This window comes from Sporosarcina sp. YIM B06819, from assembly GCF_033485175.1.
Lineage (GTDB): Bacteria > Bacillota > Bacilli > Bacillales_A > Planococcaceae > Sporosarcina.
Genome location: NZ_JAWLIQ010000005.1, coordinates 172,481 through 186,986 on the forward strand (window position 1 = coordinate 172,481; position 14,506 = coordinate 186,986).

General features: G+C 43.6%; 11 protein-coding genes. 6 read left to right on the forward strand and 5 right to left on the reverse strand.

What is annotated here, in order from left to right:
* Positions 1-126: 126 nt before the first annotated feature.
* Complete coding sequence (gltS, locus tag R2B72_RS03615) at positions 127-1,317, reverse strand: sodium/glutamate symporter (RefSeq protein WP_318614876.1); 1,191 nt, start codon at positions 1,315-1,317, stop codon at positions 127-129.
* Entirely contained in the window at positions 1,301-2,287 is a 987-nt protein-coding gene (gene hutG / locus R2B72_RS03620) for a formimidoylglutamase (RefSeq protein ID WP_412177788.1), read from the reverse strand. Before hutG ends, gltS begins: the two co-directional genes overlap by 17 nt.
* Before the next feature lie 120 nt (positions 2,288-2,407).
* Here hutG and R2B72_RS03625 point away from each other — a divergent pair, with 120 nt between their 5' ends.
* Positions 2,408-3,289 carry a LysR family transcriptional regulator gene (locus tag R2B72_RS03625; RefSeq protein ID WP_318614880.1) on the forward strand — a complete coding sequence of 294 codons (882 nt, stop codon included), beginning with the start codon at positions 2,408-2,410 and terminating at the stop codon, positions 3,287-3,289.
* A gap of 51 nt (positions 3,290-3,340) precedes the next feature.
* On the opposite strand, the gene R2B72_RS03630 is transcribed toward R2B72_RS03625, so the two are convergent.
* Positions 3,341-4,702, reverse strand: coding sequence for a sodium-dependent transporter (locus R2B72_RS03630; protein WP_318614881.1), 1,362 nt, complete (start codon positions 4,700-4,702; stop codon positions 3,341-3,343).
* Between the two features lie 164 nt (positions 4,703-4,866).
* Here R2B72_RS03630 and R2B72_RS03635 point away from each other — a divergent pair, with 164 nt between their 5' ends.
* Positions 4,867-6,693: a YecA family protein gene (locus R2B72_RS03635; protein ID WP_318614882.1), complete on the forward strand. Its 1,827-nt coding sequence runs from the start codon at positions 4,867-4,869 to the stop codon at positions 6,691-6,693.
* Positions 6,694-6,880: 187 nt separating this feature from the next.
* Here R2B72_RS03635 and R2B72_RS03640 read toward each other — a convergent pair whose 3' ends face one another.
* Positions 6,881-7,681: a TIGR00266 family protein gene (locus R2B72_RS03640; RefSeq protein WP_318614883.1), complete on the reverse strand. Its 801-nt coding sequence runs from the start codon at positions 7,679-7,681 to the stop codon at positions 6,881-6,883.
* Between the two features lie 63 nt (positions 7,682-7,744).
* The gene (locus tag R2B72_RS03645; protein ID WP_318614884.1) at positions 7,745-8,638 is read right to left on the reverse strand and encodes a TetR/AcrR family transcriptional regulator; all 894 of its coding nucleotides are present in this window, start codon (positions 8,636-8,638) and stop codon (positions 7,745-7,747) included.
* 213 nt (positions 8,639-8,851) lie between these two features.
* Here R2B72_RS03645 and R2B72_RS03650 point away from each other — a divergent pair, with 213 nt between their 5' ends.
* From R2B72_RS03650 to R2B72_RS03665, 4 genes are all read left to right on the forward strand, one after another.
* Positions 8,852-10,360, forward strand: coding sequence for a DHA2 family efflux MFS transporter permease subunit (locus R2B72_RS03650; RefSeq protein ID WP_318614885.1), 1,509 nt, complete (start codon positions 8,852-8,854; stop codon positions 10,358-10,360).
* Between the two features lie 156 nt (positions 10,361-10,516).
* Positions 10,517-11,995 (forward strand): aldehyde dehydrogenase family protein, encoded by a 1,479-nt coding sequence (locus R2B72_RS03655; protein ID WP_318614886.1) that lies wholly within the window; start codon positions 10,517-10,519, stop codon positions 11,993-11,995.
* Positions 11,996-12,019: 24 nt separating this feature from the next.
* The gene (locus R2B72_RS03660) at positions 12,020-13,186 is read left to right on the forward strand and encodes a saccharopine dehydrogenase family protein (RefSeq protein ID WP_318614888.1); all 1,167 of its coding nucleotides are present in this window, start codon (positions 12,020-12,022) and stop codon (positions 13,184-13,186) included.
* A gap of 15 nt (positions 13,187-13,201) precedes the next feature.
* Complete coding sequence (locus tag R2B72_RS03665) at positions 13,202-14,392, forward strand: acyl-CoA dehydrogenase family protein (RefSeq protein ID WP_318614889.1); 1,191 nt, start codon at positions 13,202-13,204, stop codon at positions 14,390-14,392.
* Positions 14,393-14,506 lie beyond the last annotated feature (114 nt).

The window sequence follows — 14,506 nt, forward strand, 5'->3', positions numbered from 1 at the left end:
CAGTAGCGTAATCTATCCGTTCCTGAGTAGTTACCAGATGTGAGTTTATATCTTAATGTGAAAAACGGAAGACCCCACTTCAAGGGGTCTTCCGTTTTATTTGATGAGTCTAATTGTTTTTGTCCATCAGTTAAACAGATTAATCGTCGTAATGATAATTGGCATTGCGAAAACATCGATTAGGAAAGCGCCGACGATTGGGACGATAAGAAATGCTTTTCGGGAAGGACCGAATCGTTCCGTGACAGCTGCCATGTTGGCCATTGCGTTTGGTGTAGCGCCTAAGCCGTGTCCAGTGAACCCGGCTACCATGATGGCTGCATCGTAGTCTTTCCCAAGTAGACGGAACAAGACAAAAATACTGAATAGGACAATGAAAACAACTTGGATGAAAACAATAACAAGTAATGGGAGGGCTAGGCCAGCGACTTCCCATAACTTAATGCTCATCAGTGCCATGGACAGGAAAATCCCTAGGGAAACATCACCGATTAGGCTAATGCCCTTCATGTCGATAAGATCTGGATTCATACGGTCGACAATGTTTCTTGCGAGAACAGCAACGAACATAGCGCCTACGTAACCAGGAAGAACGAATCCTGTTGCAGTCGAAAAGAGTTCGCCTAGATACGTGCCGATGGCCATACAAAATGTGATGAGTAAGATTTGCATGAAGAAGGAATCGGTTTGAATTGCCTTTTCTTTTTCTTCAAAATGACCTCCAACCTCATCGTCTTTTTCCGAGGGTTTGAGATTATGTTTCGTGATAAGGTATTTGACAGTAGGACCGCCAACGAGACCACCAGCTACCAGGCCGAATGTGGCAGCCGCAATTCCGATGGAAAGGGCTGACTGGATACCAAGGTCTTCAAGAGTCTGGCCGAAGGCAGTTGCAGCTCCGTGACCACCTTCCATCGATACCGCTCCTGCCATCATTCCGATTAGCGGATGTAAATCGAATAAATATGCCATGGAAACACCAATTGCGTTTTGTGCAAGTGCAAGGAATCCGCAGGCAAGCCAATAAATGACAAGGAGTTTACCTCCCAGTTTAATGAGTTTAAAGCTTGCACCTAAACCAATTGTTGTAAAAAACGTTAGCATGAATAAGCTTTGTAGTGATGTATCAAGTGTAATTTCAAGCCATCCAAGTGACTTGAAAAGAGTCGCAAATAGTGCGAATAATAAACCCCCAACTACGGGAGCGGGGATACAAAACTTCTGCAGTACCCCGACCTTTTTGACTAAGATCATTCCTAGCGTTAATAGTGCAATGGACAGAAAGATTGTTGTGATTTGATTAAGCTCGAGTGTCATGAATGTTGTTCCCTTCTAAAAATGTCGTAATGGCTTCATTTACCAAGTAAGCGCCAAGTTTGACAGTGCGGTTATTTTCATCTAAAACTGGGTTTACTTCAGATATATCAAACGATAGTGTTTTTTCATGTGACGTGACGGTTCGAATGATAGAACGGACGACGGAAGGATCTAAGCCGAATGGCGAAGGGGCACTGACACCTGGTGCGAAGGCAGCGTTCAGAACGTCTGTGCATAGTGTGAGAAAGATTACATCGTGTTTGCCGATAAAATTTTCGAGAGCTACCGTTAGCTTGTCCATATTTCCGATAGATATATCCTCTTCATACTCATAGGTAACCCCGAGCGCGTCGGCGCGATCAAACAGTTCTTGCGTATTGCCATACCGTTGAATTCCTGCTACGAAATAGCCGCAATTGGTATCTTGTTCAAGAATCTGCTTAAACATTGTACCGGATGAAGGCTGTTCGTCGTAAGGGCGTAGATCGAAATGGGCGTCGATGTTGATGATTCCGAGAGAAGCTGCCTCGCCGATATGTTTCCGGACACCAAGATAATGTCCGTAAGCGGTTTCATGACCGCCGCCTAAAATAATCGGTGTCATTTTTTTGTGTAAGATGTCAGCAACAATATCACCCAGTTGCTGTTGAGCATTTTCAAGTTCATGGCCTTGGCATTCGACATTACCTACATCGATAATTTGTTGCCCCGCTGCCATTTTCCAAGGTAGTTTCGCAAGTTCGCTTCGCAATGCGTCAGGAGCTTGTGCTGCACCAAGCCGTCCATTGTTACGGCGGACACCTTCTTCACATTCGAAGCCAACGATAGCACAAGTATTTGGAGAAATCGATACTTCATGTATCTCTGCTAATTTCACTACTTGGTGATAACGAAAACTTGCTTTATTTTCAAGGTGATCCGTGCGTCCAGACCATACGGTAGAATTTACTTTTTTCATCAATTCCCTCATCCTTTCCAAACTTTCAGAAAAAGTAATATCACCAATTATATATCGCTTGATCTATAAACTCTAATATATAATTAGTATAAATGAATAACCTGCAGCTATAAATGTTGAGGAGAGATAACTTTGGAACTAAAAAAACTGAATTACTTCGTTACGATTGTTGATCAAATGAGTTTTTCAAAAGCGGCAGAGAAACTCCATATTTCCCAACCATCATTAAGTAAAGCAATGAAAAATATGGAGAGTGAATTAGGATTTCAGCTGATTGAACGGGATACAAGAAATATTAGATTGACCGAAGCGGGAGAAATTTTATATGACAGGGCACTCCATCTTTTATTAGAAATGGAGATTGTGAACAAAGAAATGCAGGAAGTGAAGCTCGTTGGCAAAGGGGAAATTAGGCTTGGAATGATTGAATCAGTGAAACACTGGATTCCAAAAGTGCTTTCTCAGTACAATAAAAAATTTCCCGAAGTCAATATTACATTAACGGAAGTATTGAGTGGGGAAGATGTGAAAACGTCATTAAGAAAGTATGAAACACATGCGGTCATTACGAATCAGCTTGTGAAAGAAATCGATATTGAAACAATTCCTTTATATAATGAAAAGCTCGTTTTAGTCCTACATGAGAGTCACCCGTTAGTAGAAAGTGACGTCATATCATTAAATATGTTGGAGAAGGAGCCGTTTATCATCAGTACAAAGGGCTTCCAAACAAGGGAAGGTATTTTGAGGGCGTTTGAATTAGAAGGAGCTACGCCAACCATCAAATATGAAATTGAACGTTTTGAAACGGTATTAAGCCTTGTGCGTGAAAACTTAGGCATTGCGATTATTCCAGAAAACTACTTGCAGGGGCCAAGTGATTATGCCATTAGGAGTAGGACAATCACTTCATCTGTGCTAGAGAGAACCGTGTATTTAACCTTTATGAAAAATCGTTATCTATCACCGTCTATTCAAGCATTTATAACGGAGACAAGGGGATTTTTTGGCTGAATAATATAAAAAAGACAGCTATGTAAACTGTCTTTTTCGGAAATTAAAAACTTAGCTCTTTGAAAACCAATCCCACACACCCAACGCATCCAAGAAGACAATGATAATGGCGATTGGCGTGAGATATTTCAATAAATAAAACCAACAGTTGAAGAATAGCTTTCCGACGCCAGAACCTTGTTTCATTTCATCAAATAATTCTTTTTTAGATAATTTTAATGGAATGAAAATAGAAATTAATAATGCGCCCAGTGGTAATAATACATTACTTACCGCAAAATCGACTAGGTCAAAGACGGTTTTGTCGAACAATTTGACATCGGCCATTACCCCGTAGGATAAGCAGGATGGGATGCCAACGATGAAAATAGCCATACCGATTGTCCACGTGTATTTCTGTCGTTTCGACGCAACATTTTTGGTCATTGTTGCAACAATAATTTCAATCATTGAAAACGCGGAAGTGAGTGCGGCAAACAAGAATAACACCAAAAACGCGATGAAAAATAGCGTTCCAAAAGGCATTTGATTGAAGACGGCTGGTAATACAGAAAAAATCAAAGTCGGGCCTGCATCTGGTTCAAGTCCGAATGCAAATACGCCCGGGAAAATCGCCAAACCAGCTAATAGCACGATAATGATATTCATCGCAATAATCGATAGAGCTGATTTTGGTAGATTTTGTGTTTTAGGGAGGTACGAAGCGTACGTTACCATGACGGAAGCACCTAGTGTCAGTGTGAAAAATGCTTGCCCTAAAGCAAATAAAATCGTTTCCGAAGTTAGTTTAGTGAAATCAGGTACGAGTAAAAATGTAACGCCTTCCATTGCGCCATCTAAGCTAAGTGATCGGATGACGATGATGATAAATAAAATGAATAAGGCTGGCATCATGATGGTACTAGCCTTTTCAATGCCCTTTTGAATGCCTTGGGCAACGATAATGATTGTGAGCAACATGAAAATTAGTTGTCCCATCAATGTAGCAAAAGGATTCGCGATAATATCGCCGAATAAAGGGCCAAACTGATCCTGCGACAAACCGGAAATACCCCCAGTGAGTGCTTTACCTAAATAGAGAATAATCCATCCGCCAACGACACTGTAAAAGGATAGCACTAAAAAGCTAGTGATAACGCCAATTCTTCCTGTAATATGCCAAGCGGAATGTGGCGCAAACCTTTTATAGGTCGTAATGGCATCACTTTGACTTTTCCGACCGAGAATGAATTCACCGATTAATAGAGGGAATCCCAATAGCAATGTGAATACTAAAAAGAGTAGTAAAAAGGCTCCGCCACCACCAGTACCGGCGACGTAAGGGAATTTCCAAATGGCCCCGAGTCCAATCGCTGAACCTGCAGCTGCTAGGACGAAACCGATTTTCGATTTCCAATGTTCTTGCTGTGACATAATTTCAATCCTTTCGATACAAACACCTATACAAATAGTAGCGTAAAAAGGCGAGACTGTCACTTAAACGAGCGATGTAGCAGTCAACATAAAGCCTCTTGTCTGCTATGATAGAGGTATAAGATGTAGCGATTATATAAGTTTAAAACAGGGAGGAAAACAATATGATTGGCAGAAATGATCCGTGTACTTGTGGTAGTGAGAAGAAATATAAGAAGTGCTGTGGTTCAAGAGGGACAGACCTTGTGGAAATGCTAGTGAATGAAGAATTGGATCGTGTACTGATTGATTATTTTAATGACTATCCAAAAGGTGACAATCGCGGCGAAATGATGCGCTTGATGCGGGAATGGAGCATTCGTCTGTCGGGTAGCTGGGAAATAGGAAATATTGAAGAGGCAGCTAGTGAGTTTTATTTATTCATTCACAATAAAGAGGTTTGGCGTACATATGTTAGTGAGCAATTAAAACAAGCGAAGCGTGAGTCAGTGGCGACGGTGTTACAAGTGTGGGATGAGCCGTTTATGTTGCTGGCAGAAATTACGGGTGTTGAATTCGGTATGTTGAAAGTGCAGGAGCTATTTGGTGACAATACGTATCATGTTACGCGCAATGAAGGCATGCCAACGGATGTCGGGACGTTGATGTTTGGAGCGGTGTTACGTGATCCCCGTAAAGTGGCAGATGCCATTGCGCCGATATCATCGATAATATTTTTGGCGAAGTGGAGCAAGCAGACGAAGGCGTCACTTGTAGAATTACGAGAAGCAGTGGCAGATAAAACGCAGGAGCAATTCATAGTGGATCATGCGCTGGATATTTATGAGTTGTTCATCAAACGGAGTATGGCATCGATGACGGAAATCGTGGAAGAGGTGCTGGCGCCGACGCAATTGAGCGCATTACAGGCGATGGAAGCTACTTTACGTGACTTGGAGCAGACGACGGAATCACGTGAAATTATGCATAAATTAGCGGTTGCGTATTTCATGAATGATAACGAGGATGTGCCGGTCGAAGCTGATTTTCTTGCGGCTACAGTCAAGGCGGGTATTTCAATCGGTATTGTCCACGGTACTGGTTTAGAAGATGAGACAATTGTTGAGAAGTATAGTGCTTCATCTGAAGGAATGGCCGTTTATGTTAAGGGGCTTGAAGCGCTTTACGCGGAGATGATGAATAGCGGGGACGAGCCAATGGCTGCACAATTATACGACATTGGGACGGATCCGAAGCCGTCGGAAAAAGCATTGTGGGAAACGTCAATGACGACGGCGGGTGTTGTGCAACCTGAACGGAAGCCGAGTGTTGCAGAAGGACGTGCGCAGTTATTAGCGTACGAGGCTTATGCAGCAGAATCGGAAGAAGGCCGTAGGAAATTGGCGGCTAGTGCGCTGGAAATCGGACCGAATAATCCTGATGCGCTGTTGTTACAAGCAGAAATAGAGCAAGACCCTGTGGTAGCGGCTGAGTTATATGAAAAAGCTATTCATTTTGCGAGTAGCACCTTTGAGCCGGGGGAGAATCCGTGGCAAAATATCCCGAACCGGCCATTTATGCGTGCGGCATTTGCCTATGGAGCGTACTTATTCAGTGAAGGCGATTATCATGAGGCGGCAGGCGTATTTCTGGATTTAGTGAAGCTGAATTGGAATGATAATCAAGGTGCAAGATATGAAGCGGTTGCGTCATTGATTCATGCGGGGCGTTATAATGAGGCAGCAGAAATTATGGTACGCTATGAAAAAGGGTCACAGCATGACGCGACCTATTTATATTTGGATTGGAAGCTTGAATTGGAGGCATCGAAGGGTGAATCTGCGGAAGCTGATGGCATGCTGAAGTTGGCGGCTAAAGCGAATAGTCATGTCATCAATTTGCAAACGTTCAAGTCGAAAACAATTGCCTATCCTAGATATCAAGAGATTCAGCCGGGCAGTGAAGTGGAAGCGAGATATATTTGGCTGTTGTTGAATGGTGTGAATAGGTAAGTGAGTGAAGGCGTGTCATTAGTCGAGGGATCGGCTGATGGCACGTTTTTTAGGTGTGGAGTTCCGCTTTAAGGTCGTCCAGTTTGCTTGGGATCGTATAGTTTCGTATCGGGGTCGTCCGGTATTAAATTTACCATCTATAAGTGCAAATAAAGTGTCACTCTATAAATAGAGCGACACCTGAATATTACTTTCCACCAAGTAAATTAAACAATCCGCCTGCGATACTTCCTTCATCACGCGAGCCTCCGCCCGGTGTTTGTGGTGCAGCTGCAAATACGCGACTAGCAAGTCGGGAGAACGGTAATGATTGAACCCATACAGTCCCAGGTCCCTTCAGCGTGGCGAAAAACAGTCCTTCGCCGCCAAATAATGCTGTTTTCACACCTTTGACCATTTCGATATCGTAATTGACTTCTTGTGTCAAGGCAACGAGACAGCCTGTATCAACGCGTAGTATTTCACCTGGATCGAGTTTGTATTCGATGATTGTCCCACCAGCGTGGACGAATGCCATACCGTCGCCTTCAAGTTTCTGCATGATAAAGCCTTCGCCACCGAAAAAGCCAGCGCCGAGTTTGCGTTGAAATTCGACGCCAATAGAAACGCCTTTAGCAGCAGCAAGAAAAGCATCTTTTTGACAGATGATTTTGCCGTTATATTGGCTCAAATCCATCGGAATAATTTTCCCAGGATAAGGCGATGCAAAATAGACATGTTTTTTTCCGACGCCGTCGTTAGTGAACGTTGTCATGAATAGACTTTCTCCAGTCAATATCCGTTTTCCAGCACCCATTAACTTGCCCATAAGTCCACCAGCGCCTGATGATTTAGAGCCATCACCGAAAATCGTTTCCATTTTGATGCCGTCTACCATCATCATAAGAGACCCTGCTTCTGCCACAACCGTTTCCTGTGGGTCGAGCTCGATTTCGACGAATTGCATGTCGTCCCCGTATAACTTGTAATCAATTTCGTGATTGTTCATATAACCTGAATCCTCCTCTATTTTTATTGATAATTAACCATACGTTTGACAAGCAGAAAAGTTTCAATTCATCTTTTTTAATATATCTATGAAACTCCATAAGTAAGTAACGATTTCGCGCGTTTCTGGCTCAAAGTGTGTATTGCTAAATGTTTCATTAAAGGAGCGAGTGACTGTTTCTAAAATGAATACGCGAGGCTGTGCTGAATGAACTTCATCCAGTAAAAATTGTGTATACTGATTGCCGCTTAGCTTAGTGTCATTCGCACACTTTTCAAGAAATTGAGTTAATAGCATGATGACCATACTTTTGTTATCCACTGTCGTTTCATTTGCGGGCTGTAAATGATTGAACAAACTGGCTCCAAGTAATGTGTCGTTTGTGGCCATCATATCACTAATAATCGCGTCAATTCGTCTTGTTGTAAATTGCGCGAGCCGCTGAATATCGATTTTCTCTGTTGAACTAGCATTCCAAAAGTGAATGAGATGCTGCATCATCCCCATAAAGATCACGGCACAGTCTGGTGCGTAGGATTGTGCTTCTTTCCCGTAAACATCCACCAATCTTTCGGTCAACCAGGAAATTTCCATGAAATGATGCTTACTGATGAAGGATCTCAAGTCTTGGTCGCCTGAGCTGAAAACAGACTCATAAATCGGCAACAGATTGTGCTCGCGATTGATGTGCATGCGAACGACAATTTGTTCAGCTAAAATATTCTTATCCTGAATGTCCTGTCCAATCAACAATTCTCTCCTTTTAATAGTAGCTTCTTCGTGTGCATATTCCAACATGGCCATCAGGCATTCGTTTTTCGATGTGAAATAATTATAAAAAGTCCCTTTGGAAATTTGGGACTCATCTAAAATATCTTGTACTGATGTAGCTGCAAACCCTTTTTCTGCGAATAGCTGCCGTGCAACTAATAAAACCTGTCGTTTGCGGTTATTCATGAAATCACCTTTTCTTCGTGATTGGCTATCGAACTTATACTGCTAGTCTAATGATATATTAGACCGCAAAGACTATTATATCAATGAAATAAAGTTTTTTTCAATGAAAGCGATTACGTAAGTTGATAAATTTGGACTGTCAGTATAAACTGTTCAATAGGGTGTACCGAGAGTACAAAATTTATACGTAAAGTAGTAAATGGGGGAAATAAGATGGATATTCAAAAAATGCATGACAAGCCGCCTTATGGCATGATTGCGATTCTTTTCATAGGAACGTTTGTAGCGTTCCTAAATAATACGCTGTTAAATGTTGCGTTACCGACAATTATGACGGAATTCAATGTCAAACCGAATGAAGTACAGTGGTTATCGACGGGGTATATGTTAGTCAATGGGATAATGATTCCTGCCAGTGCCTTCTTCGTTCAAAAGTTTACGAATCGTAAATTATTTTTAACGGCAATGGCATTGTTTTCGCTAGGAACTTTGTTGGCGATTATTACGCCAACATTTGGTTTACTCATTGCTGCACGAATGATTCAGGCATCGGGTTCTGCGATGATGGTTCCGTTGCTGATGAATATCATGCTAACAGCCTTCCCAATTGAACGTCGTGGAGCGGCAATGGGTATGTTTGGATTAGTGATGTTTGCGGCACCTGCAATTGGACCGACATTATCAGGTTGGGTCATTGAACATTATTCATGGCGTACACTTTTTGTGATTGTCTTGCCGGTTGCCATAATGACGCTTATCTATGCATTTTTCAAACTACGTAACATTACACCAAACCGTGATGTGAAGCTAGATATCTTGTCACTTGCTTTGTCGAGTGTTGGTTTTGGTGGCTTATTGTATGGATTTAGTTCTGCTGGAGATAAGGGGTGGACTGCGCCGATTGTCTATGGAACCATTTTGATTGGTGCGATTGCACTTATCGCATTAATAATCCGTCAGCTTCGCATGGATGATCCAATGCTCGACTTCAGGATTTATAAATATCCGATGTTTGCGCTAGCATCTGTCATTTCGATTGTTCTGTCTGTGGCAATGTTTTCCGCAATGATTTTGACACCACTTTATGTACAGAATGTACGAGGAATTTCACCGTTTGAGGCAGGAATTTTGATGCTGCCAGGTGCGGTTGTCATGGGACTGATGTCGCCGATTACCGGCCGATTATTCGATAAATACGGGGCACGTACAATGGCAATCATGGGGCTATCTATTACGATTATTACCACATTTTATTTGAGTAAACTTGGTTTGGAGTCGGGTTATTACTACATCATGATGCTCTACACGGTCAGGATGTTCGGGATTTCACTTGTCTCTATGCCAATCATGACAAATGGTATGAATCAATTGCCGATGATTTCAAATCCGCATGGTACAGCTATGAACAATACACTTCAGCAAGTTTCGGGGGCTATTGGTACAGCTATCCTTCTGACCATTATGACGAAAAGGATGGAAAGTTCGGGGACGGATCTTGCTGCAAAGGCTGCTGCTTCGGGTGACATGCCGACAACGAATGAGGGCTTGGCATTATTCCAGCAAGAAATTGCAAAAGCAGCCATGCTAGATGGCGTCAATTTTGCTTTCTTCATTTCCATGCTTGTTGCTGTGGTTGCCTTGCTATTAACATTCTTTGTAAAGCGAGTTGTACCACCGAAGAATGATAGGTCGTTTGCTGAGCTAAAGGAAAGTAAAGAGTAGTTATACGTCAACTCCGCATGGGCAATTATGTCCTGGTGCGGAGTTTTTTGGTGGAATAAAATAAAGGGATTTCATGGGATATGTCGAAGTCATTAAGTAGGGTTGTAAGCGTTTTCAATTTGATTCAACACGGAAGTGGAAAGGGGAAATGGTGCAATGAAATTGAACAACTATATTGGGGGTTCGTGGCAAGGAGAGGAAGGAGCAGAATATACGGCTGTGACCAACCCTGCGAATGGCGAGGAACTGGCACAAGTAAGGCTATCGATAAAGGAAGATGTAGATAAGGCGGTGCAGGTAGCGAAAGAAGCGCAGAAAAAGTGGGCACTCGTTCCGGCACCAAAACGTGCGGATTATTTATATGAAATTGGACGGATCATGAAGGACAAGAAAGAGCATCTGGCACAGGTCTTAACGAAGGAAATGGGCAAAGTGATTGAGGAGGCGCGTGGCGAAGTCCAAGAAGGAATTGACATGGCGCTGTATATGGCAGGAGAAGGTCGCCGCTTGTTTGGTGAAACGGTGCCGTCCGAACTGCAAGATAAATTTGCGATGAGTGTTCGTGCACCGATTGGGGTTGTCGGGTTGATCACACCTTGGAATTTTCCAGTGGCAATCGCGACATGGAAGTCATTCCCGGCAATGGTTGCGGGTAATACTTTCGTTTGGAAACCAGCGACAGAAACGCCGATGATGGCGTATGAAATGGCGCTTATTTTTGAGCAAGCAGGGCTACCAGCTGGTGTTGCTAATATCGTTTTTGGTGCGGGTTCGACGGTGGGAACAGCGCTAATTGAACATCCTGATGTACGCGTGATTTCATTCACAGGGTCAACAGAAACGGGGCGTCATGTGGCTGAAACAGGTGGCCGTCATTTGAAAAAAGTATCGCTTGAAATGGGCGGTAAAAATGCAGTCATCGTCATGGATGATGCGGATATCGATCTTGCGGTGGAAGGGATTTTGTGGAGTGCTTTTGGGACGGCGGGTCAGCGCTGTACAGCATGTAGCCGCGTCATTGTGCATAAAGATGTAAAGAAGGAACTTGAGGAAAAGCTTGTTGAGGCAATGAGAGGTTTATCAATCGGTGATGGACTGGATGAATCAGTCAAAATTGGTCCAGTTATTAATCAAAAAGCACTTGAGAAAATCCATAGCTATGTGGGTATTGGACAACAAGAAGGTGCGAAGCTGCTGGCAGGGGGGAATATATTAACAGAAGGAGACCTTGCAGCTGGGCATTATTATGAGCCAACGCTATTTACAGATGTGAAATGGGATAGCCGACTAGCACAAGAAGAGATTTTTGGTCCTGTTGTGTCCTTAATTGAAATCAGTAGTTTAGATGAAGCGATTGAAGTGAATAACAGCGTGAAATATGGACTTTCCAGTTCGATATTCTCGCGGGATGTCAATCAAGTATTCCGGGCACAGCGTGATTTGGATACCGGAATTGTTTATGTCAACGCGGGAACGACGGGGGCTGAAATCCATTTGCCGTTCGGCGGGACAAAAGGGACGGGGAATGGTCATCGTGATTCGGGCGTAGCTGCACTCGATGTTTTTACGGAGTGGAAAAGTATTTATGTGGATTTTAGTGGGAAGTTGCAACGGGCGCAGATTGACACGGAATAATATCCTAGGTAAGGGGATGGGAGCATGAAGGTCGTCATACTCGGTGCAGGTTTAATGGGAAAAGAAGCAGCACGTGATCTAGTGAAGAGTGATGAGGTTGCCAAAGTCTATTTGGCAGACTTGGATGTCAGACCAGCGGAAAATTTTGCAGAACAACTGATGTCTGACAAACTCGATATTCTACTGCTAGATGCAACAAATGATGTGCAATTGCGCGACGTTATGGCACTTGGGGATGTCGTGATCAATGCATTGTTCTATACATTTAATGAGAAAGTGGCGCGGATGGCAGTAGATTTGGGCGTTCACTCCATCGATCTCGGTGGTCATATCGGCGGTGCAACGGATGCGGTACTCGGCCTCGCGGAACAGGCGGCGGCGAAAGGTGTCACGATTATTCCAGATCTCGGAGTGGCACCGGGCATGATAAATATTTTAGCGGGGTACGGGGCGGAAAAACTAGATACCGTAAAGTCCATTAAATTATATGTGGGCGGCATTCCGGTGAAGCCAGAACCGCCGCTAAATTATAATGTTGTTTTTTCATTAGAAGGCGTGTTTGATCATTATACAGATCCTTCTCATGTTATTCGTGGTGGTAAGCTGTTAGAAGTTCCTTCTTTATCCGAAATTGAACCGATTTATTTCGATAAATATGGTGAACTGGAGGCGTTTCATACATCTGGTGGGACGTCGACATTGACTAAATCGTTCCCGAATGTGGAGACGCTTGAATATAAGACGATTCGCTATAAAGGGCATGCTGAAAAGTTCCAGTTGCTTGTCGATCTTGGATTATTAGCACGTGACAGTGAGGTAGTTGTCGCTGGTAATAAGGTCAAAGTGCGTGATGTTATGCGAGAGCTATTGTCTCCGCAGCTTAAGCTAGGTGATAAATCGGATGCCGTGTTGCTGCGCGTCATTGTTAGTGGTGACAAAGGTGGATTGCCTGTGACGTATGAGTACGATTTGATTACGGAAAAAGATACGACGGTCAATGAAACTGCGATGGCGCGTGCGACGGCGAATACCGTTTCAATCGTGGCGCAGATGATTGGTAATGGTGTAATTACAAAGCGAGGAGTTCATCCACCAGAAAACAGTGTGCCAGGTGCATTATATATTGAGGAAATGAAAAAGCGTGACGTGGTTATTGTGGAAACGGTGGAGACGAATAATGTCTCCGCTTGAGGGAGGGATATAGCAATGGATTTCGGATTCACAGAAGAACAACAGATGTTAAGGAAAACGGCGCGTCAGTTTGTCGATGAAGAAATTATGCCACATATTCAGAAATGGGATGCGGAAGGCGGCTTTGACCCAGCGATTTGGAAGAAGCTTGCGGACATCGGTTTTATGGGCGTGTGTGTACCTGAACAATACGGCGGCAGTGGCATGGACTACAATTCACTGGCGATTTTATGTGAGGAATTAGAGCGTGGCGATACTGCGTTCCGGACGGCAGTCTCTGTTCATATCGGGTTGAACTCAATGACGCTAATGCAGTGGGGAACGGAAGCGCAGAAGCAGAAATATTTAATGCCGCAGGCCAAGGGTGAGAAAATTGGTGCTTTCGGATTAACGGAACCTGGCGCAGGATCGGATGTTGCGGCGATGACGACGACAGCTGTACGCGATGGGGATGACTATGTATTGAATGGTCAGAAGACGTGGATTTCCTTGTGCGACGTGGCTGATCATTTCCTTGTTTTTGCTTATACGGATAAGGAGAAGAAACATCATGGCATTAGTGCATTCATTGTGGAGCGGACAACACCGGGCTTTTCATCGAAGGCGATTAAAGGGAAGTACGGCATTCGTGCGGGCAATACGGGCGAGTTGTTTTTTGAAGATATGCGTGTGCCGGCTGCGAATTTGCTAGGGGCAGAAGGTGAAGGCTTTAAAATTGCGATGGCTGCACTTGATAATGGCCGCTTCACTGTGGCAGCGGGGGCAGTCGGCCTAATTATGGGCTGTCTCGAAGAAAGTGTGAAATACTGTCATGCACGCGAAACATTCGGCAAATCGATAGGTAAGCACCAACTTGTTCAGCAAATGATCGCCAATATGGAAGCTGGTTATCAGATGAGCCGCTTACTTGTCTACCGTGCAGGCGACATGAAAAATAAAGGCCTGCGCAATACGCGCGAAACATCGCTAGCAAAATGGCAGGCTTGTGATTTTGCCAATAAAGCAGCTGATGATGCCTTCCAAATCCACGGTGCTTACGGTTATTCGGATGAATACCCGGTAGCTCGGTTCTTGCGCAACTCAAAAGCACCCGTCATCTACGAAGGTACGCGTGAAATCCATACGATTATGCAGGCGGAGTACGTGCTAGGGTATCGAGAGGATAAGAGGTTAAGCAATATGTTGCCAGAATGGCCTTTTGAGTGAGATCCTGATGGGGCTTCTGCCTCCATCGGGTTTTTTTATCGGTGGCGTTTTTTTAACTTCTGCGCTTTTTGCAGAAATTAAACAATAAATGCCTATTAATAACTCTTAATTGCA